The sequence below is a fragment of the Streptomyces sp. MB09-01 genome, from assembly GCF_033794505.1.
Classification (GTDB): Bacteria; Actinomycetota; Actinomycetes; order Streptomycetales; family Streptomycetaceae; genus Streptomyces.
In genome coordinates this window covers 1-22,515 of sequence record NZ_JARAYQ010000138.1, presented here as the reverse complement: position 1 = coordinate 22,515, position 22,515 = coordinate 1, and the positions used below count along the sequence as shown (strand labels likewise).

Genomic DNA, 22,515 nt, shown 5'->3' with positions numbered 1-22,515 from the left:
GGGGCGGGGTGGCCTTCCGCGTGCTGCGCCCCTACGCCACGGCGGTCACCGTCGTCGCCAAGGGGCTGCGGACCGAACTCTTCGACGAGGGCGACGGGCTGTTCTCCGGCCTGCTGCCGCTGACCGGCGTGCCGGAGTACCGGCTGCTGGTCACGTACGACAGCGACGAGATCGAGATCCACGACCCGTACCGGTTCCTGCCCGCCCTCGGCGAGCTGGACCTGCACCTGATCGGCGAGGGCCGGCACGAGCAGCTGTGGACGGCGCTCGGCGCCCAGCCGATGGAGCACCAGGGCGTGGCCGGGACCCGGTTCACCGTGTGGGCGCCGAACGCCCAGGGGGTCCGGATCGCCGGGGACTTCTCGTACTGGGACTCCGTCGCCTACCCGATGCGCTCGCTCGGCGCCAGCGGCGTGTGGGAGCTCTTCCTGCCCGGTGTGGGCGCCGGAGCGCTCTACAAGTACGACATCACGCGCCCGGACGGCAGTCACACCCTGCGCGCCGACCCGATGGCCAGGTCCGCGGAGGTCCCCCCGGCGAACGCCTCGGTGGTCACCGCCTCCGGCCACGTGTGGCAGGACGCGGAGTGGATGGCGCGGCGCGGCGAGAGGCCCCCGCATCAGGCCCCCTTCTCGGTGTACGAGCTGCACCTGGCGTCCTGGCGGCCCGGGCTCTCGTACCGGCAGCTCGCCGAGCAGCTCCCCGCGTACGTCAAGGAGCTGGGCTTCACGCACGTGGAGATGATGCCGGTCGCCGAGCACCCCTTCGGCGGATCCTGGGGCTACCAGGTCACCGGCTTCTACGCACCGACTTCGCGGATGGGCACCCCGGACGACTTCCGCTTCCTCGTGGACGCGCTGCACCGGGCCGGCATCGGGGTGATCGTCGACTGGGTGCCCGCGCACTTCCCGCGCGACGACTGGGCCCTCGCGGAGTTCGACGGGCGGCCCCTGTACGAGCACCAGGACCCGCGCCGGGCCGCACACCCGGACTGGGGGACGCTGGAGTTCGACTACGGCCGCAAGGAGGTCCGCAACTTCCTCGTCGCGAACGCCGTGTACTGGTGCGAGGAGTTCCACGTGGACGGGCTGCGCGTGGACGCGGTGGCCTCGATGCTCTACCTCGACTACTCGCGCGGCGAGGGCGAGTGGGCGCCCAACGAGCACGGCGGCAGGGAGAACCTGGACGCGGTGGCGTTCCTCCAGGAGATGAACGCCACGGTGTACCGGCGCTGCCCGGGAGTGGTGACCATCGCGGAGGAGTCCACGGCCTGGAACGGCGTGACCCGGCCGACGGACTCCGGTGGGCTCGGCTTCGGCCTGAAGTGGAACATGGGCTGGATGCACGACACCCTGCGCTACATGTCGAAGGATCCGGTGCACCGCAAGTACCACCACCACGACATGACCTTCGGGATGATCTACGCCTTCAGCGAGAACTACGTGCTGCCGATCTCGCATGACGAGGTGGTGCACGGAAAGAGCTCGCTGGTGTCCAAGATGCCCGGGGACGACTGGTGGCAGAAGCGGGCCGCGCACCGGGCCTACCTGGGCTTCATGTGGGCCCACCCGGGCAAGCAACTGCTGTTCATGGGACAGGAGTTCGCCCAGGGCTCGGAGTGGCAGGAGACATACGGGCCGGACTGGTGGCTGCTGGACGACTCCTACGCGGCGGCCGGCGACCACCGGGGCGTACGGAACCTGGTGCGCGACCTGAACCGCACGTACGCGGCGGCGCCCGCCCTGTGGGAGCGGGACGCCGTGCCGGAGGGCTTCGCCTGGGTGGAGGCGGACGCCGCGGAGGACAACGTGTTCGCCTTCCTGCGGTACGCGCAGGACGGCTCGCAGCTCCTGGCGGTGTCGAACTTCTCGCCCGTGGTCCGGCACGGCTACCGGATCGGCGTGCCGGAGGAGGTGCCGCTGTGGCGGGAGGTCCTCAACACCGACCTGCAGGTCTACGGCGGCAGCGGCGTCCACCACACCCAGCCGCTGCGGGCGGAGCCGGTGCCGGCACAGGGCCGCCCGGCCAGCCTGCGCATGACCCTCCCGCCGCTGGCGACGGTCTGGCTCAGGCCCTAGCGGCGGCCGTGAGCCCCTCCTCCAGCTCCTGGAGGAGGCGGCGCTTGGCCCGGGCTCCGACGATCTGCTGCACGGGCTCGCCGTCGCGGAAGAGGAGCAGGGTCGGCAGGGACAGTACCCCGTACCGCGTGACGGCGGCGGGGTTGCTGTCCGCGTCGATCTGCACGACCTTGAGCCGGTCGGCCTCCTCGGCGGCGACCGCGGCCAGCACGGGCGCGATCTGCCGGCAGGGGCCGCACCAGTCGGCCGTGAACTCCAGGAGGACGGGCCGCCCGCGCTCCGCGATCACCTCGGCCTCGAAATCCGCGTCGGTCACTTGCGCCACGCCGTGAGCCTTCATGTCCCCGTCCCTCTCATCCGTCATCCCTCATCCGGTCATCTCGCACTTCGGCACGGCCGCCTCGCCGGCGGCCGCCTCCGCACCGGCCAGCTGCCGCGCGAGCTGCTCCCGTACGTCGGCCAGCTGGCCGATCAGGCCGTCCAGCTCGGCGAGCTTGCGCCGGTAGACGGCCTGCGAGGCGGGACAGCGGTCCCCGGCCGGGTGGCCGGCCCGCAGGCAGTCCACGAAGGGCCGGGTCCCCTCCAGCTCGAAGCCGAAGTCCTGGAGCGCGCGGATCTGGCTGAGCAGGAAAGGAATAGGTGTCCGGTTCATCTTGTGTGGAGGGTGTGACGGCTCTTGCGCCGACGGGCATTGGCTGGAACCGTACTCAGAGCAAAGGATCTTCCAGCGCACCGATTACCGGACAGTCGCCCGGAAACCCGACGAAAGCCCTTATCTGCATAGGACTTTCCTACGAGGTATGGGCTTGTTTGTTTGGTCTGTAGGCGCCGTTGCCCGGCCACTTCTACGGTGTGCGGTGTGCACTCCAGCCCACCTTTCAATGCCCCCGCCGCGCGTCGCCTGCGCGCGGCCCTGGGCATGGCTCCCGGACATGTCGCCTACGGCCTGCGCGCCCAGTACGGACTCGTCGTCGCGCCCGAGACCGTGATGGCCTGGGAGCGTGGCGAGATATCACCCTCTTCGGTCGAGCTCACCGCACTCGCGGGCGTCCTGTGGTGTTCGCCCGGGGAGCTGCTCGCCGAGCCGGTCACCCTGCGGGAGCACAGGATGGCCCGGGGGCTCGCCGCGGACGAACTCGCCCGGCGGATCGGGCTGGAGACGAACTCGTACCAGAAGATGGAGGACACCGGGCGCTGGAAGGGCAACGAACGCCAGTCCGCCGCCCTCGCCACGGTGCTCGGGCTGACGCTGGCCCAGTTCGTGACGGCCACCGGCAAGCAGGAGGAGCTGGCCGACCTGCTGCGCAGTGCGGTGACCACGCGCTGGCAGGCGTACGTGAAGCCGCTGGGCAAGCTGCTGCCGATCCCCAAGTCCAACCTGGAGTGGGTGCTCGACCAGCTGCACGGCGACTACCAGTCGCGGATGGTGGCGACGCTCAGCTGGGGCGGCGGCCAGGGGGAGGCCGGCAGCGGGGACGCGGGCCGGGAGTTCCTCGTCGACATCGTGGACCGGTTCTGGCAGCTCGCGGGCGGTAAGGCCTAGGACGAGTCCGGGCGGCCGGAGCGCTCCCTACGGCAGCGGCGCGTGGACCACGGTGGCCGCGCTGCCGGCGGCCGCCAGGTCGTTCCTGAGCCGGTCGGCGGTCTTCCGGTCGCCCACCAGGACGGTCGGCGGGGCCGGGCACGAGGCGATCGCGGTCTTCAGGTGGCCCAGTGAGGCCTGGTACTCCGCCTCCTCGACCGTCGCGGGTCCGCCGATCTTGACGTAGAAGACCTCGTACAGCCCGACCATGTTGCCCGCCTGGTGGGTGAGGATCTGGGCGAGGAAGGTCGACCGCAGGTTGAGGTAGGCGTCGTTGCCGTACAGGGCGATCACCGGAGAGGTGACCCCCCGCAGGTCGCGCCCGGTGAGGGCGGCGGCCGGCGGGCCGATGTCGGTGCTCCTGGCCTCGCCCCGGGCCCACTTGAGCATGGAGCTCTCGTACCAGGCCGAGGGGTGGCCCCAGCCGGAGGGCACCCCCCACTGGACTCCGCCGAACAGCGCCAGCGCCGCCGCCGCCGCGAGGCCGGAGCGCAGCAGCAGGTCCGCCCGGCGGCGCAGCGCGCCGCCCGTCGTCCCGCCGGCGGGCGGGAGCATCAGCCCGATCAGGCCGAGCGAGAGCAGGGCGATCACCAGCCCGGCGGCGGTCAGCTTCTCGAAGTAGTACGAGTAGTAGCCGATGGTGTGCTTCTGCCAGGCGCCGAAGACGCCGATCACCGAGGCCGCGCCGAGGACGAGGGCCAGCACCATCCGTCCGGTGCCGGTCCGGCGGTTCACCGGGAGGGTGGCCGCGACCACGGCCAGCAGTCCGAGCCCGATGAACACCGGGCGGTCGGGGATGACCATCGGGCCGGCCAGGTTCGAGGTCTTGGCGACGTCCAGCTTCGTGAGGACGGAGAAGACGCTGGGCAGCCCCGCCACGAGGGTGGCGACGGCCAGTGCCGCGAGGACCGGGACCCAGCGTCCGGCGAACCGGCGCCGGTGGACGATCAGCACCGCGGCCAGGGCGATGCCGACGAGGGCGCCGTAGAGGTTGTAGACGTAGGTGACGGCGATCAGCCCGGCCGCCGCGACGAGGACGAACTCGGTCCGGCCCGTCGCGGGCCGCACCAGCAGGGCCAGGGCGACGGCCAGGAACAGCAGGCCGATGGTCTCGGAGTCGAAGCCCCGTTCGATCAGCTGCGCCATCGATCCGGACATCATCAGGGCGGCGACGGTGGCGCAGACCGCGGCGGCGCGCCAGCCGCGCAGGCGCGGGCCGCCGATCCAGCGGGCGGCCCAGACCAGCGCCCCGCAGAACAGTGCGTAGGCGGCCAGGACGTAGAGGAAGTACCGGTTCGTCATGGCGAGGGCGGAGCCCGCCTGGGCCGAGGACGTCACCAGGGCGTCGGTCCAGGCCAGCAGGAAGTGGGAGCCCTGCGGGTAGACCGCCTCGGACGGCGTCATCATGTACGTCCGGGCGGCGTCCTGGTGGAGGAAGGCGTAGCCGCCGACCTGCCGGATGCCGGTGAAGTACGAGAAGTGCCCCATCCGGTCCTCGGACGTGACGAAGTGGGCCAGCCGGTCGGCGGCCGACCTGCCGGCCACCGGGTGGTGGACGTAGTGCCAGACCACGGCCACGGTGCCGGCGACCAGGGCGTCCGAGCCGCGCAGCCGCAGCGGGATGCGGGGCCTGCGGCGGGCCAGCCAGCCGGAGACGGAGGCGACGGTCAGCAGCAGGCCGGCCCCGGGCACGGGGGCCAGGCCCCACGGCCAGACGGAGAAGAGCAGGCCGAAGCCCATCACGGCGCCGCAGAGCAGGAAGGCCGCGACCACGAGGCGGTCGAGCAGGCCGCCGCCCACCCGGATCAGGGCGGCGATCGTCAGGACCAGGACGGGCAGGAGCAGCACGTCGAGGGCGACCGCGTGGAGCAGCAGCGGCACCGCCCAGGACGCGGCGAGGGCCGCGGCGAGGACGAACGGGCTGCGTCGTGCGGCGGGGCCGGTGACCCCGGGGCCCGGTCGGTTCTCGACCGGTTCGGAGGTCAGGACGGCAGAGCTGGTCGCCACGGGAGTGGGGCACCTTTCCATCGAGTGCGTGCGAGCGGAGGACGAGCCCGGACATGCAGGCCCGATCCGTCCGCACGACTCGGCCGACCTATCCCCCGGCCGGAATCTTAACCAGCGGGGTCCGGGGCGCGGAGCGGCCCCGGAGCACTGGTCTCCGGGGCCGTCCGGCGGGAGAGCGGGGCCGAGGGTCCCGGCCCGGCAGGGGGGCGGGTGCCGGCCGGGCGGGTCAGAAGACGGACTCCGCCTCGTACATGCGCTCCTCGGGGACCGTCTTCAGCTCCGTCGTCGCGGAGGCGAGCGGGGCCATCACGATGTCGGTGCCGCGCAGGGCGGTCATGTTGCCGAAGTCGCCGCGGTGGACGGCCTCGACGGCGTGCCAGCCGAAGCGGGTGGCCAGGACGCGGTCGTACGAGGTGGGCACACCGCCGCGCTGGACGTGGCCGAGGATGACCGGGCGGGCCTCCTTGCCCAGGCGGTGCTCCAGCTCGATCGCGAGGCGGTTGCCGATGCCGGCGAAGCGCTCGTGACCGTACTGGTCGATCGCGCCCTTCTCGTACGGCATGGAACCCTCGGCCGGGTGCGCACCCTCGGCGACGCAGATGACGGCGAACTTCTTGCCGCGGGAGAACCGTTCCTCCACCATCTTCACCAGGGCGTCCACCTCGAAGGGGCGCTCCGGCAGGCAGATGCCGTGGGCGCCGCCGGCCATGCCGGACTCCAGGGCGATCCAGCCCGCGTGGCGGCCCATCACCTCGACGACCATCACGCGCTGGTGCGATTCGGCGGTGGTCTTGAGGCGGTCGATGGCCTCCGTGGCGACCATGACGGCGGTGTCGAAGCCGAAGGTGCGGTCGGTGGAGGAGATGTCGTTGTCGATGGTCTTCGGCACGCCGACGACCGGCATCCCGGCGTCCGACAGCATCCGGGCGGCGGTCAGGGTGCCTTCGCCGCCGATCGGGATGAGGGCGTCGATGCCGTAGCGCGTCGCCAGTTCCTGGGCGTTCTCGGCGGCCTCGTGCAGGCGGGCGCGCTCCATGCGCGCCGAACCGAGGATCGTGCCGCCGCGGGCGAGAATGCCGCTGACGGCGTTGATGTCGAGGGGGCGGAAGTGGCCGTCGAGAAGGCCCTTGAAGCCGTCCTCGAAACCGATGACCTCGTCCCCGTGCCCGACCAGGGCGCGGTGTACGACCGACCGGATGACAGCGTTGAGGCCCGGACAGTCGCCGCCTGCGGTGAGAACTCCGATACGCATCGTGCTGTGTCTCCTGCCGTACATATGAAGGGCGTAATGGTGAAGCCTGTCCGATTGTTCCACGGGCCCGGGGTACCGCGCGTCTTGTGCAGCTCCCCCCTGCGGGCCTTTCAGCCCCCCCTGGCCAGGCCCTTTCCCAGAGGGCGCCCTAGCTATTGGCAGAGGTATTGTCAAGGGGTCAAGACAGACCAAACAGACATCCACAGCATGGGACGGAGTGCGGGCGTGACGCGCAGCGTGTACGTGACCGGTATCGAGCGGGGGGACGGCCGCCAGGTCGTCGAGCTGGGGATCATGGAGCTCCTGACCCGGCAGACGGGCCGGGTCGGCGTCTACCGTCCGTTGCTCCACGACGGACCGGACCGCCTCTTCGAGCTCCTGAAGGCCCGCTACCGGATCGACCAGGAATCCGCGACCGCCTACGGGATGGAGTACCAGGAGGCCTCGGCGATCCTGGCCGAGAAGGGCACCGACGAACTCGTCTCCCGGCTGGTCGACCGCTACCACCGGGTGGCCCGCGACTACGAGGTCATGCTCGTCCTCGGCACCGACTACGCGGACACCAACCTCCCTGACGAGCTGGCGCTCAACGCCCGCCTCGCCAACGAGCTGGGCGCGGTCGTCGTCCCCGTCGTCGGCGGCACCAAACACCACGCCGAGGCGGTGCGCGCGGAGGCCCGCAACGCCTACCGCGCCTACGAGACCCTGGGCTGCCACGTCGTCGCGATGGTCGTCAACCGGGTGGCCGCGGGGGACCGCGACCTCATAGCCGAGCGGCTGGCCGCCCGGCTCCCCGTGCCCTGCTACGTGCTGCCGGACGACAAGTCGCTCTCCGCCCCGACCGTCGCCCAGATCACCCGGGCGCTCGGCGGCGAGGTGCTCCTCGGCGACGAGGCCGGGCTGGCCCGCGACGCCCTGGACTTCGTGTTCGGCGGCGCCATGCTGCCGAACTTCCTGAACGCCCTGACCCCCGGCTGCCTGGTGGTCACCCCCGGCGACCGCTCCGACCTGGTCATCGGTGCGCTGGCCGCGCACGCCTCGGGCACCCCGCCGATCGCCGGTGTGGTGCTCACCCTGAACGAGCGCCCGGGCAAGGACATCCTGACGCTCGCCTCGAAGCTGGCCCCGGGCACGCCCGTGGTGTCGGTGGCCGGCAACAGCTTCCCGACCGCCGCCGAACTCTTCTCGCTGCAGAGCCGGCTGAACTCCGCGACCCCGCGCAAGCTGGAGACCGCGCTCGGCGTCTTCGAACGGCACGTGAACACCGGCGAGCTGCGCGACCTGCTCTCGGTGGCCCGCTCGGAGCGGGTCACCCCGATGATGTTCGAGCACGAGCTGCTGGAGCGGGCCCGCTCCGACCGCCGCCGCGTCGTCCTGCCCGAGGGCAGCGAGGAGCGCGTGCTGCGCGCCGCGGACGTGGTGCTGCGCCGGGGCGTCTGCGACCTGACCCTGCTGGGGGACGAGCAGGCGATCCTGAAGAAGGCCGGCGACCTCGGCATCGACATCTCGGGCGCGCAGCTGATCGACCCGGCGACCTCTCCCCTGCGGGAAGGTTTCTCCGAGTACTACGCGCAGGTCCGCGCCCACAAGGGCATGACCGTCGAGCTCGCCAACGACGTGGTCACCGACGTCAATTACTTCGGCACGCTGATGGTCCAGCGGGGCCTGGCCGACGGCATGGTCTCCGGTTCGGTGCACTCCACCGCGGCGACCATCCGCCCGGCCTTCGAGATCATCAAGACCAAGCCGGTGGGGGAACCTCCCGCGGCGCCAGCCGCAGGGGGAGCGTCGATCGTCTCCTCGGTCTTCTTCATGTGCCTGGCCGACCGGGTCCTCGTCTACGGCGACTGCGCCGTCAACCCGGACCCGAACGCCGAGCAGCTCGCCGACATCGCCGTCCAGTCGGCCGCCACCGCCGCCGCCTTCGGTGTCGAGCCGCGGATCGCGATGCTCTCGTACTCGACCGGCACCTCCGGTTCGGGCGCGGACGTGGACAAGGTCCGCAAGGCCACCGAGCTCGTCCGCGAGCAGCGTCCCGACCTGCAGATCGAGGGCCCGATCCAGTACGACGCGGCCGTGGAGCCCTCGGTCGCCGCGACCAAGCTGCCCGGGTCGGAGGTGGCCGGCCGCGCGACGGTGCTGATCTTCCCGGACCTCAACACGGGCAACAACACGTACAAGGCCGTGCAGCGTTCGGCGGGCGCGGTGGCGGTCGGCCCGGTGCTCCAGGGTCTGCGCAAGCCGGTCAACGACCTCTCGCGCGGTGCGCTGGTGCAGGACATCGTCACCACCGTGGCCATCACCGCGATCCAGGCGCAGGGCGCGCCGTCGCCCGCGTCCACCGCCTGATCCCCCTCCCCTCCCTCCGCCCGAGACAAGGAAAGACCCTCATCGTGACCGCAACGCGCGTACTCGTCCTCAACTCCGGCTCCTCGTCGGTCAAGTACCAGCTCCTCGACATGGCGGACCGGTCCCGGCTCGCGGTCGGTCTGGTGGAGCGGATCGGCGAGGAGACGTCGAGGCTGGTGCACGAGCCGCTGACCGGCCCGGGCGCCGCCGGCGGCAAGCGCGAGCAGCTCGGCCCGATCGCCGACCACGAGGCCGCGCTGAAGGCCGTGGCCGCGGAGCTCGCCGCCGACGGGACGGGCCTGGACTCCCCCGAACTGGCGGTGGTCGGGCACCGGGTGGTGCACGGCGGGACGAAGTTCACCCGGCCGACCGTGATCGACGACGAGGTGCTGGCGGAGATCCGGAACCTGATCCCGCTGGCACCGCTGCACAACCCGGCGAACGTGACGGGCATCGAGGTGGCGCGCTCGCTGCGCGCGGACATCCCGCAGGTGGCCGTCTTCGACACCGCCTTCCACTCGACGATGCCGGAGTACGTGGCGCGGTACGCGATCGACGCCGCGACGGCCGACGCCTACTCCATCCGGCGGTACGGCTTCCACGGCACCTCCCACGCCTACGTCTCCCGGGCGACGGCCGCGCTGCTCGGCAGGCCGGTGGAGGACGTGAACGTGATCGTGCTGCACCTGGGAAACGGCGCCTCCGCCTCCGCGGTGCGGGGCGGCGTGTGCGTGGAGACGTCCATGGGCCTGACCCCGCTGGAGGGTCTGGTCATGGGGACCCGTTCGGGCGACCTCGATCCGGCGGTCGTCTTCCACCTGGCGCGGGTGGGGGGCCTCTCGGTGGATGAGATCGATTCGCTCCTGAACAAGAAGAGCGGTCTGCTGGGCTTGTGCGGCGACAACGACATGCGCGAGGTGCTCCGGCGGGCGGGCGAGGGCGACGAGTCGGCGCGCCTGGCCTTCGAGGCGTACGTCCACCGGCTGAAGAAGTACATCGGGGCCTACTCGGCGGTGCTCGGGCGGGTGGACGCGGTGGCGTTCACGGCCGGGGTCGGGGAGAACGCCCACCAGGTCCGGGAGGCCGCGCTGGACGGCCTGGCCGAGCTGGGCCTGACGCTGGATCTCGAAGCCAACGCGGCGCGTTCCCCGCAGCCGCGGCTGATTTCGGCGGATTATGCCCGGGTGGCCGTGGCGGTGGTCCCGACGGACGAGGAACTGGAGATCGCCACCCAGGCGTACGCGCTGGTTACCGGTTAGTCACTTGGACTTTCCACCAGCCGGAATATTCCGCTACGAAACAAACCGATAGGATCCAGTCATGCGCCGTTCCAAAATCGTCTGCACGCTGGGCCCCGCCGTCGACTCGTATGAGCAGCTGAAAGCGCTCATCGAGGCAGGTATGAACGTGGCCCGATTCAACTTCAGCCACGGATCCCAGGCAGAACACCAGGAGCGGTACGACCGCGTCCGGCAGGTCTCCGAGGACACCGGGCGCGCCGTCGGCGTCCTCGCCGACCTCCAGGGTCCGAAGATCCGTCTCGAGACCTTCGCCGAGGGCCCCGTCGAGCTGGTGCGCGGTGACGAGTTCACCATCACCACCGAGGACGTCCCCGGCGACAAGTCCATCTGCGGCACCACCTACAAGGGTCTCCCGGGCGACGTCGCCAAGGGTGACCAGATCCTGATCAACGACGGCAACGTCGAGCTCCGGGTGACCGAGGTCGAGGGCCCCCGGGTCAAGACCATCGTCATCGAGGGCGGTGTCATCTCGGACCACAAGGGCATCAACCTGCCGGGTACCGCCGTGAACGTCCCCGCCCTGTCGGAGAAGGACGTCGACGACCTCCGCTTCGCCCTCCGGATGGGCTGCGACATGGTCGCCCTGTCCTTCGTCCGCGACGCCAACGACGTCAAGGACGTCCACAAGGTCATGGACGAGGAGGGCCGCCGGGTCCCCGTCATCGCCAAGGTGGAGAAGCCGCAGGCCGTCGAGAACATGGCGGCCGTGGTCGACGCCTTCGACGCGGTCATGGTGGCCCGTGGCGACCTGGCCGTCGAGTACCCGCTCGAGAAGGTCCCGATGGTCCAGAAGCGGCTCATCGAAATGTGCCGCCGCAACGCCAAGCCGGTGATCGTCGCGACCCAGATGATGGAGTCGATGATCACCAACTCCCGCCCGACCCGCGCGGAGGCCTCCGACGTCGCCAACGCGATCCTCGACGGGGCGGACGCGGTCATGCTGTCCGCCGAGTCCTCGGTCGGCGCCTACCCGATCGAGACCGTCAAGACGATGTCGAAGATCGTCACGGCGGCCGAGGAGGAGCTCCTCTCCAAGGGCCTCCAGCCGCTGGTCCCGGGCAAGAAGCCGCGTACCCAGGGCGGCTCCGTCGCCCGCGCGGCCTGCGAGATCGCGGAGTTCCTCGACGGCAAGGCGCTCATCGCCTTCACCCAGTCCGGGGACACGGCCCGCCGCCTGTCGCGCTACCGCTCCACGCAGCCGATCCTGGCCTTCACCACGGACGTGAACACCCGCAACCAGCTCTCGCTGAGCTGGGGCGTCGACTCGTACGTCGTCCCGCACGTGGACAACACCGACGCGATGGTCGACCTGGTGGACGGCGAGCTGCTCAAGCTCGGCCGCTACAACGAGGGCGACACCGTGATCATCACCGCCGGCTCGCCCCCCGGCGTCCCGGGCACGACCAACATGGTCCGGGTCCACCACCTGGGCGGCACCGCCCGCGACTGAGGTCGTCTCCTCACCTGAAGTCTGGACTCTGCCGCACAGAGACCGAGGGCGGCACCGCGGATCCGATCGGGATCCGGGGTGCCGCCCTCGGTGTGTGCGTGTGCCGGGTGGCCGCTGCCGTACGGGACTACTCCGGCGGGCCGATGTAGTTCTTCAGGCCCGGGACGGTCAGGGTGCCGCCGAACTGGCCGGCCTGGACGACCTTGACGTCCGTGAAGAACGCGAAGGGGACGTTCAGGGGCGGCGGGCTGTTCGGGGTGAACTCGATCGGGATCAGTCCGAACAGGTTCCCCTTGAGGCTCTCGGTGTACATCGTCACCGTGCCGCCGCGGATCTTGGACGTGGAGCCCGGACGCGACTTCAGGTGGGCGACGTTCCCGTTCTTGCCGACCGTCTGGTACAGGTCCTTGATGTCCAGCGAGTCCGCGGTGAACTTCAGGACCTTCTTGATCTTGCCGCTGCCGGTCTTCACCTCGACGATGCCGTGGTAGTCCAGGCCGTAGAGGGTCAGCAGCGAGCTGTCGAGGTACCAGGGCTCGTCCGGCAGGAGCGGGATGCCCTGCTCCAGCTCGGCGTCGGCCAGCGCCTTGGCGTCGTAGGTCGGGCAGGGGAAGGGTTCCTTCCCGTCCGGGTCCTTCGACTCCTCGGGCTTGGCCTCGTCCTTGTCCTTGTTCTCGCGCTCGCCCGCCTTGCCCGTCTCGTCCTTCGGGGTCTTCGCGGTGTCCTTGACCTCGTCGGGCAGCTCCGAGACCTCGACGCCCGCCTGCTTGGCCGCGTCGCGGATCGCGTCCGCGGCCGGGTCCGGCGTCGGCTTGGCGGTCGTGGACGGCGTCGGGGTGGGCGTGGGAGTCGTCGTCGCCGGGACGTCCTTGAGGGGCCGGCCGAGCTCGTCGACGAGGTCCTTGAGCGCGTCGCCGACGCCCAGCGGGTCCAGCGGGTTCGTGCTCTTGGTCGGCGTCGGGGTGGCGGCCGGGGCCGTCTCCTGCTTCGCCGGGGGCTTGGTCGCCGACGGCGAGGCGCTCGGCTTGGGCTTCGCTGCCGCTGACGCGGACGGCGAGGGCGTCGCACCGGGCGAGGTGCTCGGCGAAGGCGTCGTCGACGGCGTCGGGGACGGCGACTTCGACTCGGTCTCCGCGGGTTCGTCGGACCGCGTGACGCACGGCCCGGGGGCGAAGGGTATCTCCTTGTCGTCGGCCACGGCCAGCTTCGGCGCCATGCCCATCCCGACGAACACGGCCGTCGGCATCGCCGCCAGCGCCATCGTCTTGCCTACGGGTATCTGGATCTTGTTCAGCAGCGACTTCCTGGGTGCCGCGTGGCGCGGCCCCTTGCTCTCACGGGACCCTGCGCCTGGGGCCACGCCCCGCTGCGTCTCGTCACCCCGCACTGTTCCTCCCGCCATCGGCGTGGGCAGTCGTCTCGCTCGCGTGTGCCGGCATTTCCGTTTCGCGCTGCCCCGGGAAGCCCTGGGGTCCCGCCATCGCCTCCGCCTTGCCCATGTCCGGCGCGCCCTGGCGCTGGTCGGCCGGCTCCTCGTCCGCCGGCTGCCCGGGGACCCAGGCCAGCGCGAGCGCGCCGCCGATCAGGGCGGGTACGAAGCCCAGCCCGAAACCGCCGAGGTTGGACACCGGCAGCGAGACCAGGGCCAGCAGGATCGAGGCGACGCCGGCGAAGACCCGGATGGCCTGCTGGAACCAGAGAGCCAGGCCCAGCGTGATCAACAGGACACCGATGATCAGCGCCCCGGCGCCGCCGGTGGTGGCCATCGCGAGGCTGAGGTTGCCGAGCCGGAGGTCCGCGTACGGGAAGTACGCGATGGGGAAGCCGCTGACGAACGTGAACAGGCCGGCCCAGAAGGGACGGTGCCCGCGCCAGGCGTGGAAGTGATACCACGCCACGGTGAGCCAGGCGTCGTCTTCAGCGCGAACGTAAACCGGGGCCTGGGGGTTCATGGACAACAGCTCCCTGGAAACGGTGGTACGGAGAACTCTGTGGAGCCCGGAGGGGCGGGCGGCGACGTGCGCCGCCGACCGCCCTTCCGGTCACTCGCCTGGACGGATCAGTTCGCGTCCTGGTAGCACGGCTGGTCGCCGCCGAGCAGGCGCAGCTTCAGGTCGGGAAGCTTGAAGGTTCCCGCCGTCGTCGCCCACGCCTTCTGGCGCACGTTCGTCAGGATCGCCTTGTCGGCGCGCTGCGAGAACGCGTACGGGCTGGCGACCGTGCCGGCCTGCGGCTTGGTCTTGTGGCTCGCGTCGCCGACGGCGATGCCGATGTCCAGGTTCTTGAACTCGGCGTCGGTGTCGAGCTCGGCAACATCCAGGTAGATGTTGTCGGCGACGGCCGGCTTGCCCTTGTGGCCGGTGCGCAGCTGCAGCGTGATGTTGCCCAGCGGCGTCGGGGTCACCAGTGACTGGCACATGTTGGTGATCTCGGCGTGGCTGAACCCGGAGATGGTGACCGGGTGGTGCTGCGCGTTGCCCTTGAGGTCATGCCCCTCGGCGATACCGCCGTACTGAATGAGGTTGTCACCGTCGAGCTTGTCGGCCGAGACCTTGAAGTCCTGGCCGGAGACGCTGAAGGACGCCGCGAGGGCACCCTGCGCCAGACCCACACCGACCGCGGCCGTGGCCGCGATGCTCGGCACCATGACGAGCGCGAAGCGCTTCCATCTGGTCCCGCCACGAACCTGAGAACTCATTTCGTTCCTCCTTCTCGGACGTACATCTCCGGTCCGGGCCGTGCCCGTCCTGGGATGGGAGAAGTGCTACGTCCTCGGGAAGGAGCGCAGGCGGCCGGGCCGCGGCTGTGCCACGTCCGAAACACCGGCGATCACCCCCGAGCGACAACCACTGGGCCACGCGTTCGCGCAACCTGGAGGACAGGCCCCGCCGGTGCGGCAGAGACCCCCCTGTCCCACGGCCGGTGCCACTGCCACAGGCCGGCTCGGTGGGGACCCTTCACCGCGGCTCCGAGTGAGCGGCTCTGCGGGAAGGACCGAGCGTCGCCGATCGTGGTCCATTCCCGGCCGGGGCACAAGGGGGTTCGTTACTGGCGGGTAACGGCCAGATAACCTGAGTACGACCTGTCGCGGGCGGGTGGCAACACAGGGTGTCACCCAAGGCCACGACAGATCGGGAGAACGGTGAACACACCGGACAGTTCACAGGGTTCGATTTACTGCGAGTAACAGCGGCCGCGATTGCCAAGTTTTGGCAAAGCGCGGCCGCTGTTTATCTACCTGTCAACAAATCGTCGGCCGGCCGGAGCGGGCCTGGCCGGGCCTAGAAGAGCACCCGCGCGAGCGCCGTACGCGCCGCGGACACCCGCGGGTCATCGGCGCCGATGACCTCGAACAGCTCCAGCAGCCGCAGTCGTACGGCGTCCCGGTCCTCACCGAACGTGACGCGCACGGTGTCCACCAGCCGGCCGAAGGCGTCCTCCACGTGACCACCGACCAGGTCGAGGTCGGCCGCGGCGATCTGAGCCGCCGGGTCCTTCGGGTTCTCGGCCGCCGCGGAGCGCACCGCCTGCGGGTTCATGTCCCGGACGCGGGCGAGCAGCTCGGCCTGGGCCAGGCCCAGCTTGGCCTCGATGTTGGCCGGGTCGTCCGCGAGCACGTTCTTGTACGCCTGCACCGCGCCCCCCAGGTCACCGGCGTCCAGCGCGAGGACGGCCGCCTCCAGCAGCGCGTCGTACGGGCCGGCCGGGGTCCCGGCCTCGGCCGCGGCGGCCGGAGCGGCCCCTTCCGCGTTCGGGTCCACCTCGATGCCGATGATCCCGAAGCGCTCCTCGGCGACCTGCACCAGCTGGGCCAGGGTGTCGCGGATCTCCTGCTCGGGGGCCACTCCCTGGAAGAGCGGCAGCACCTGGCCGGCGACCACGGCGAAGACGGCCGGGATGCCCTGGATCTGGAACTGCTGCATCAGCATCTGGTTGGCGTCGACGTCCACCTTGGCCAGCACGAGCCGGCCGTTCGCCTCGACGGTCAGACGCTCCAGCAGCGGGCTGAGCTGCTTGCAGGGCTGGCACCACTCGGCCCAGAAGTCCAGGACGACCGGAACCTCGGCGGAGAGCTGGAGCACATCGCGTTCAAAGCCGGCCTCGTCTACGTCGATGACGAGCGCGGACGGCGGCACCGCACCGGCGGACGGGCCCGTCCCGCCACCCTGGCCGGCCTGGCGTGCCGATTCGGCGCGGGCCTGCTCGGCCTTGGCCTTGGCCTCGCCGGCCGCCTTCACCGCGGCGAGGTCGACGACGCCGCTCATGGACATGTTTCTGGGCTGCATGCGTACATCCTCCCCCGTGTGCGCGCGCCGACGAAAAAGATCGCGTGAATTGGCCGTACCGGCCGTCTGTCGCGATCGTGTGCTGGTCGTCATGCTGGTCGTGCTGCCGTGCGGCGCCGGGTCCCCACCTGGCGCCTGTAGCCCTTCGCGTGGTTGTCGCTCTTACGCTACGAGCCGTAGCGTAACTCTCCGGGAGGCTGTCCGGGGCATTTCGTGATCCGTGATCTGAGCCACAGCCGCCGCCTCGGCTACCGACGGGTATGGTCTCGGCCATGCGCAACCCCAGCCCCGGCCGCACCGGTCGTCCCCGCAGTGCCGCCGCGGACGCCGCCATCCTCGCCGCGACCCGGGACGCGCTGGTCGAGCTGGGCTGGTCGAAGCTGACGATGGGTGACGTCTCGGCCCGCGCGGGGGTCGCCAAGACCACCCTCTACCGGCGCTGGGCGGGCAAGAACGAGCTGGTCGTCGACGCGGTGGCGGAGCTCTTCGACGCGCTCGAACTCCCCGACCGGGGGTCCCTCGAGGCCGACATCGAGAACGTGGTCCTACAGTTCGCGGCGCTGCTGCGGCGCCCGGAGGCCCGCACGGCCCTGATGGCGGTCGTCGCCGAGTCCACGCGGGACGAGGCCCTGCGCGACCGGATCCGGTCCGCGATCGTGGACCGGCAGAAACGTCTCGTCGTACTGGGTCGCGAACGGGCCCAGGCCCGGGGCGAACTCCCCTACGAGGAGGACGAGTCCCTCGCGGGCCCCACCACGGACCTGATCTTCGACGTGATCGCTGGCACGGTGGTGCACCGCGCCCTGGTGAGCTCCGAGCCCGTGGACGAGCTCTGGGTGGCCACCTTCACGGCCCTCCTGATGCACGGCCTGCGCGGCCCCGCCGCGGCCTGAGCAGCAGAGCGGCCGGCCGCGGCGCCCGCACGGGGCGCCTCGACCGGCCGTTCGCGGCGTGGGGCCGGAGGGCTAGAAGCCCGGCGGCTCCGTGTAGACGCCCCATTCGTCGCGCAGGACGTTGCAGATCTCGCCCAGCGTGGCCTCGGCCCGCACCGCGTCCAGCATGGCCGGGATCATGTTCGACCCGTCGCGGGCGGCGTCGAGCATGGCCTTCAGGGCGGCGGTGACCTTGGCGTCGTCGCGCCGGGCCTTGCGCGCCGTCAGTTCCCGTACCTGGACGGTCTCCACCTCGTGGCTGACCCGGAGGATCTCCAGGTCCCCGGTGACCGACCCGTGGTGGACGTTGACGCCGACGACCCGCTTGTCGCCCTTCTCCAGGGACCGCTGGTACTGGAACGCCGACTCGGCGATCTCCCCGGTGAACCAGCCGTCCTCGATGCCGCGCAGGATGCCCGAGGTGATCGGCCCGATCGGGTGCCGACCGTCCGGGTGGGCGCGCAGGCCGCGCTCCTTGATCTGGTCGAAGATCTTCTCGGCCTCGGCCTCGATGCGGTCGGTGAGCTGCTCCACGAACCAGGAACCGCCCAGCGGGTCCGCCACGTTGGCGACGCCGGTCTCCTCCATCAGCACCTGCTGGGTGCGCAGGGCGATCTCGGCCGCCTGCTCGCTCGGCAGGGCGAGGGTCTCGTCGAGGGCGTTGGTGTGCAGGGAGTTGGTGCCGCCGAGGACGGCCGCGAGGGCCTCCACGGCGGTGCGCACGACGTTGTTGTAGGGCTGCTGCGCGGTCAGGGAGACGCCCGCGGTCTGCGTGTGGAAGCGCAGCCACATCGACTTCTCGCTCTTCGCCCCGTAGACCTCCTTCATCCAGCGCGCCCAGATGCGGCGGGCGGCGCGGAACTTGGCGATCTCCTCGAAGAAGTCGAGGTGCGCGTCGAAGAAGAAGGAGAGCCCGGGCGCGAAGGCGTCCACGTCCATGCCGCGCGAGAGTCCGAGCTCCACGTACCCGAAACCGTCGGCGAGGGTGTAGGCCAGCTCCTGCGCGGCCGTGGCACCGGCCTCGCGGATGTGGTAGCCGGAGACGGACAGCGGCTTGTAGGCCGGGATCCCCTGCGTGCAGTACTCCATGAGGTCGCCGATGAGGCGCAGGTGCGGCTCGGGCTCGAAGAGCCACTCCTTCTGGGCGATGTACTCCTTGAAGATGTCGGTCTGGAGCGTGCCGTTGAGCACGGCGGGGTCCACGCCCTGCCGCTCCGCGGCGACCAGGTACATGCAGAAGGCGGGCACGGCGGGGCCCGAGATCGTCATCGAGGTGGTGACGTCGCCCAGCGGGATGTCCTTGAACAGGACCTCCATGTCGGCGGCGGAGTCGATGGCGACCCCGCAGTGCCCGACCTCTCCGAGGGAGCGGGGGTCGTCGGAGTCGCGCCCCATGAGGGTCGGCATGTCGAAGGCCACGGAGAGCCCGCCGCCGCCGGCGGCCAGGATCATCTTGTAGCGCTCGTTGGTCTGCTCGGCGTTGCCGAAGCCGGCGAACTGCCGGATGGTCCAGGTCCGCCCGCGGTAGCCGGTGGCGTGGAGCCCCCGGGTGTACGGGTACTCCCCCGGCCACCCGATGCGCTCGAACCCCTCGTAGGCGTCGCCGGGGCGGGGCCCGTACACGGGGTCGACGTCATCTCCGGAGAGCGTCGTGAAATCGGCCTCGCGCTTGCGGGCCTTGTCGTACCGGGCCTGCCAGCGGCGGCGGCCCTCCTCGATGGCGTCAGCATCCATACCCATGAATTTACTAGGACGTCCTAGTAAATGTCGATGGGCAACCCCCGGGGAGTCGCCCCGGGGGTGGGTGACGTTCGCCTCGTATCAGGCCTTGGCGGTCGCGAGCGAGTCGCTGACCAGCGGTTCCACCTCGGCGCGGACCTTGCGCTCGACGAAGAAGGCGGCCAGCGGAATCGTGCCCGACACGAGCACCCAGAGCAGCTTGCCGAAGGACCACTTGGCCTTGGAGCCCAGGTCGAAGGCGAAGACCAGGTAGACCATGAAGAGGACGCCGTGGGCCTGCGAGACCGCGAAGGTCAGGCCGGCGCCGGTGTCGAAGCCGTACTTCGCCACCATGCAGGCACAGAGGATCAGGAGCATGACCGCGGTCACGTAGGCCATGACGCGGTAGCGGGTCAGCACGCTTCGTTTCATGCGGACGAGCCTAGCCGTCCGTTTTGCTCGATCTTGACGCGGCCCCGGGGCTCATCGGCACGGGCCCCGGACCTGCCCATGAAGCCCTCAGGACTCCTCAGCACTCCTCAGGACTCGTCGAAGTCCGCGGCGGCCACGCGCAGCGGGCGCAGCAGCGCGAAGATCTCCGCGCACTCCTCGGCGTCGTAGGCCCCGAGGCCGAAATCGATCGCCATCAGGTCCTTCGTCGCCGCCTCGACGACCTCGCGGCCCTTCTCGGTGATGGAGGCGAGGGTGCCGCGGCCGTCGTTCGGGTTGGGCCGCTTGTCGACGAGCCCGGACTTCACCAGCCGGTCCACGGTGTTGGTCACCGACGTCGGGTGCACCATCAGCCGCTCGCCGATCTTCGACATCGGCAGTTCCCCGGCCTTGGAGAAGGTGAGCAGGACCAGGGCCTCGTACCGCGCGAAGGTCAGCCCGTAGGGCTTGACCACCGCGTCGACCTCGCCGAGCAGGATCTGGTGCGCGCGCATGATCGACGTGATCGCGGCCATCGAGGGCACGGGCCCCCAGCGCTGCTGCCAGAGCTCGTCGGCGCGGGCGATGGGGTCGAAGGGAAGGCTGAGCGGCTTGGGCACGGGTCCGACCCTACCGGGAGGTCACTTCGCGGCGAGGGGCGTCTCATCCTTCAGTCCTTCCTCCTCACGGGCGGCTGCCCGGAGTTCGGCGAGGAGCAGCAGGACGACGGCCGTGCCGAGGATCCCGGACCCGGTGACGACCGCGTGCACCGGCAGGAATTCGGCGGCGAGGCCGGCCAGGGCCATCCCCACTCCCTGGAGGGTCATCAGGCCGGTGCTGAGCAGGGTCATCGCACGGCCGCGCAGCGCGTCGGGCACGGCGTCGACGTACCACTGGTCCAGCCCGAGGGTGTAGGCGTGGGCGAGGCCGGCGAGCAGCAGCGCGGCCAGGACGAGGGGCACGCCCGGCCGGGCGGCGAAGAGCAGCAGCGGCAGAAGACCGGCGGCGGCGAGCGGGGCCACGATCCGCGAGCGCGTTCGGGCCGTGAGCGCGGAGCCCGCCCAGAGTTCGCCGGCGATGGTCCCGACAGGCATCGCGCACATCAGCAGCCCGAGGACGGCGGTGCCGGCGCCGATGCCGTCGACGTAGGGGGCGAGCAGCGCCTCGGGGACGACGATGAAGACGGGCGGCAGCCAGAACAGCAGGGTGAGCGCGCGCAGCCGGCGCCGGCCGAGGACGGCGCGCAGTCCGGCGAGCGGGGAGGTACGGGTGCGCGTGCGGGCGGGCCGGCTGCGGGTGCCCAGGCGCAGCAGCAGCGCGGAACCCAGGAATCCGGCGGCGGTGAGGGCGATGGCCCCGCTCGGTGCGAGCACGGTGAGCAGCAGCCCGCCGAGGCCGAAGCCGACGAGCTGGGCGCTCTGGGCCACCATCCGCAGCAGCGAGCGGCCCAGGACGAAGGTGTCGCCGGGGCCGAGGATGTCGGCGAGGGAGGCGTTGCGCGTGCCCTGGAACAGCGGCGCCAGGAAGGCCATCGCGCAGCGCAGGACGAGGAGCACGGCGACGGGGGTGCCCGGCAGGATCATGGCCGTCGCGCAGGCCGCGCAGACCAGGTCGCACACGACGAGCACCCGCCGGGCGGGGTGGCGGTCGGCGATCCCGGCGAGCAGGGTCCCGCCGAGGGCGTACGGGAGGAAGCCCAGGGCGAAGGTGAGCGCGCTCATCAGGGGTGAGCCGGTGGCGCGGTAGACGAGCACGGTGAGGGAGATCTCGGCGACGACGACACCGAGCACGGACAGCAGGTGTGCGGCGAAGACGGGGCGGAACTCACGAGTCCGGAAAACGGAGCGGTAGCCCGGTGACGGCGTGGGCCGCCCGGGCTCCTGGGTGTCGGCTGGCATGGGTCCCAGCGTCCGCGCCGCGGCCGACGTGCCCCAGAGATTCGTCCGTGCCCGAATATTGAGGGCGGAAACGAGTGAGGAAAGGGGCCGGGATGGGCCTGCACCATCGGTTCGGGCACCGGGACCTGCTGCGGTGCCGGTTCGCGCTGTCGCCGGCGTGGGAGACCCAGGAGGCGGTCCGCACCCTGAACCGCCCGGACCGGCAGGGCTACCACCTGCCCTGGCTGCGGCGGATCCGGGCCGCCGCCGACGGGTTGGACCTGCGCCCGCTGTGGCTGCTGATGCCGCGCCGGGGGCACAGTACGGACTTCATCAGCCCGCCGCCGAGCGGCCCCGGCGTCACCTTCGAGGAGGAGCTCGCGCTGATCCGCGCGGCCGATCCGGCCGCGGCGCACGAGGACATGCGCAAGGCCCTGGCCTGCACGCCGGGCGCGCTCGACAGCGAGGCGGGCCGGGCCCTGCTCGCCGATCCGGCGCGGTCGGTGCAGGAACTGGCCGATCTGATCGAGCGGGCCTGGAGCCTCCTGGTCGAACCGCACTGGCCGCGACTGCGGGCCCTGCTGGAGGCGGACGTCCTCTTCCACACGCGGCGCCTCGCCGCCGGCGGACTGGAGTCGCTCTTCGACGGTCTGCACCCGGACCTCTCCTGGGACGCCGCCTCCCTCACCCTGACCATCGAGCGGCCCAGTGACCACGAGCGCGTCCTGGACGGCCAGGGCCTCGTCCTCGTGCCGAGCGCCTTCGTCTGGCCACAGATCGCGGGCGGCTTCGACCCGCCCTGGCAGCCGACCGTGGTCTACCCGGCCCGCGGGATCGGCGCCCTGTGGACCCCGGTGCGCGAGGACACCCCGGCCGCGCTCGCCCGCCTGCTGGGCCCGGCCCGGGCCGACGTGCTGTGCGCGCTGGACGAGCCGTCCTCCACGACGGCGCTGGCCCACCGGCTCGGCCTGGCCCCGTCCACGGTCTCGGCCCATCTGCGGATCCTGCACGCGGCGGGCCTGCTCATCTCCGCCCGCCACGGTCACCAGGTCCTCTACGAGCGCACCCCGCTGGCCATCGCCCTCGCGACCGGCGACCCCACGGTGTCGCAAGGGGACGGCAACTGACCGTTATGTCACGATATCCCGGTCCGCTGCCCGCCCCTTCGTCCCGAGGAAGCCGGATGCCACCCGCCGCCCCCAGCCGCCGCCTCCCGTCCGCCCTCGGCCTCCTCCTGCTGCTCGCCGCCGCCC

18 protein-coding genes and 1 pseudogene are annotated in these 22,515 nt (G+C 71.2%); 7 read left to right on the top strand and 12 right to left on the bottom strand.

Going from position 1 to position 22,515, the window contains the following annotated elements:
* Positions 1 to 2,078, top strand: a 2,078-nt coding sequence (glgB, locus tag PV721_RS26060; RefSeq protein WP_319728228.1) for a 1,4-alpha-glucan branching enzyme, incomplete at its 5' end; no start/stop codon positions are given.
* On the opposite strand, the gene PV721_RS26055 is transcribed toward glgB, so the two are convergent.
* On the bottom strand, positions 2,068 to 2,418 hold the full coding sequence (locus PV721_RS26055) for a thioredoxin family protein (RefSeq protein WP_323806085.1): 351 nt from the start codon (positions 2,416 to 2,418) through the stop codon (positions 2,068 to 2,070). The two genes, glgB and PV721_RS26055, sit on opposite strands and share 11 nt — an antisense overlap.
* A 27-nt stretch (positions 2,419 to 2,445) precedes the next feature.
* Positions 2,446 to 2,706 (bottom strand): annotated as a pseudogene (locus PV721_RS26050) (MerR family DNA-binding protein); the annotation flags it as partial.
* 291 nt (positions 2,707 to 2,997) lie between these two features.
* Here PV721_RS26050 and PV721_RS26045 point away from each other — a divergent pair.
* A complete protein-coding gene (locus PV721_RS26045) occupies positions 2,998 to 3,621 on the top strand; it encodes a helix-turn-helix domain-containing protein (protein WP_416371185.1) in 624 nt (207 codons plus the stop codon).
* 27 nt (positions 3,622 to 3,648) lie between these two features.
* Here the strand turns inward: PV721_RS26045 and PV721_RS26040 are convergent, their stop codons facing one another.
* Positions 3,649 to 5,667: a hypothetical protein gene (locus PV721_RS26040; RefSeq protein WP_319728224.1), complete on the bottom strand. Its 2,019-nt coding sequence runs from the start codon at positions 5,665 to 5,667 to the stop codon at positions 3,649 to 3,651.
* Between the two features lie 226 nt (positions 5,668 to 5,893).
* Positions 5,894 to 6,919, bottom strand: coding sequence for an ATP-dependent 6-phosphofructokinase (locus PV721_RS26035; RefSeq protein WP_319728221.1), 1,026 nt, complete (start codon positions 6,917 to 6,919; stop codon positions 5,894 to 5,896).
* A 225-nt stretch (positions 6,920 to 7,144) separates the two neighbouring features.
* Between PV721_RS26035 and pta the strand changes: the two genes are divergently transcribed.
* The 3 genes from pta to pyk all read left to right on the top strand — a co-directional run bounded on the left by pta (position 7,145) and on the right by pyk (position 12,019).
* Positions 7,145 to 9,268 carry a phosphate acetyltransferase gene (gene pta / locus PV721_RS26030; RefSeq protein ID WP_319728220.1) on the top strand — a complete coding sequence of 708 codons (2,124 nt, stop codon included), beginning with the start codon at positions 7,145 to 7,147 and terminating at the stop codon, positions 9,266 to 9,268.
* A 44-nt stretch (positions 9,269 to 9,312) separates the two neighbouring features.
* Positions 9,313 to 10,527 (top strand): acetate kinase, encoded by a 1,215-nt coding sequence (locus PV721_RS26025; protein WP_319728218.1) that lies wholly within the window; start codon positions 9,313 to 9,315, stop codon positions 10,525 to 10,527.
* 61 nt (positions 10,528 to 10,588) lie between these two features.
* Positions 10,589 to 12,019, top strand: coding sequence for a pyruvate kinase (gene pyk / locus PV721_RS26020; protein ID WP_319728217.1), 1,431 nt, complete (start codon positions 10,589 to 10,591; stop codon positions 12,017 to 12,019).
* 127 nt (positions 12,020 to 12,146) lie between these two features.
* Here the strand turns inward: pyk and PV721_RS26015 are convergent, their stop codons facing one another.
* The 4 genes from PV721_RS26015 to PV721_RS26000 all read right to left on the bottom strand — a co-directional run bounded on the left by PV721_RS26015 (position 12,147) and on the right by PV721_RS26000 (position 16,305).
* Entirely contained in the window at positions 12,147 to 13,406 is a 1,260-nt protein-coding gene (locus PV721_RS26015; RefSeq protein ID WP_319728216.1) for a hypothetical protein, read from the bottom strand.
* Complete coding sequence (locus tag PV721_RS26010) at positions 13,396 to 13,971, bottom strand: DUF6114 domain-containing protein (protein ID WP_319728214.1); 576 nt, start codon at positions 13,969 to 13,971, stop codon at positions 13,396 to 13,398. The genes PV721_RS26015 and PV721_RS26010 overlap by 11 nt, the downstream gene beginning before the upstream one ends.
* 107 nt (positions 13,972 to 14,078) lie before the next feature.
* Positions 14,079 to 14,717, bottom strand: a complete 639-nt coding sequence (locus tag PV721_RS26005) for a DUF6230 family protein (RefSeq protein ID WP_319728212.1) — start codon at positions 14,715 to 14,717, stop codon at positions 14,079 to 14,081.
* A 583-nt stretch (positions 14,718 to 15,300) separates the two neighbouring features.
* Positions 15,301 to 16,305: a tetratricopeptide repeat protein gene (locus PV721_RS26000; RefSeq protein ID WP_319728211.1), complete on the bottom strand. Its 1,005-nt coding sequence runs from the start codon at positions 16,303 to 16,305 to the stop codon at positions 15,301 to 15,303.
* 272 nt (positions 16,306 to 16,577) lie between these two features.
* Here PV721_RS26000 and PV721_RS25995 point away from each other — a divergent pair, with 272 nt between their 5' ends.
* On the top strand, positions 16,578 to 17,198 hold the full coding sequence (locus PV721_RS25995; RefSeq protein WP_319728210.1) for a TetR/AcrR family transcriptional regulator: 621 nt from the start codon (positions 16,578 to 16,580) through the stop codon (positions 17,196 to 17,198).
* Positions 17,199 to 17,270: 72 nt separating this feature from the next.
* Here the strand turns inward: PV721_RS25995 and PV721_RS25990 are convergent, their stop codons facing one another.
* From PV721_RS25990 to PV721_RS25975, 4 genes are all read right to left on the bottom strand, one after another.
* Positions 17,271 to 18,971 (bottom strand): methylmalonyl-CoA mutase family protein, encoded by a 1,701-nt coding sequence (locus tag PV721_RS25990; RefSeq protein WP_319728209.1) that lies wholly within the window; start codon positions 18,969 to 18,971, stop codon positions 17,271 to 17,273.
* A gap of 87 nt (positions 18,972 to 19,058) precedes the next feature.
* Positions 19,059 to 19,388: a DUF3817 domain-containing protein gene (locus PV721_RS25985; RefSeq protein WP_319728207.1), complete on the bottom strand. Its 330-nt coding sequence runs from the start codon at positions 19,386 to 19,388 to the stop codon at positions 19,059 to 19,061.
* Positions 19,389 to 19,495: 107 nt separating this feature from the next.
* Complete coding sequence (locus PV721_RS25980; protein WP_319728205.1) at positions 19,496 to 20,005, bottom strand: MarR family winged helix-turn-helix transcriptional regulator; 510 nt, start codon at positions 20,003 to 20,005, stop codon at positions 19,496 to 19,498.
* A 21-nt stretch (positions 20,006 to 20,026) separates the two neighbouring features.
* On the bottom strand, positions 20,027 to 21,283 hold the full coding sequence (locus tag PV721_RS25975) for an MFS transporter (protein ID WP_319728204.1): 1,257 nt from the start codon (positions 21,281 to 21,283) through the stop codon (positions 20,027 to 20,029).
* A 92-nt stretch (positions 21,284 to 21,375) separates the two neighbouring features.
* Between PV721_RS25975 and PV721_RS25970 the strand changes: the two genes are divergently transcribed.
* A complete protein-coding gene (locus PV721_RS25970; RefSeq protein WP_319728202.1) occupies positions 21,376 to 22,389 on the top strand; it encodes an ArsR/SmtB family transcription factor in 1,014 nt (337 codons plus the stop codon).
* Positions 22,390 to 22,515: the final 126 nt, after the last annotated feature.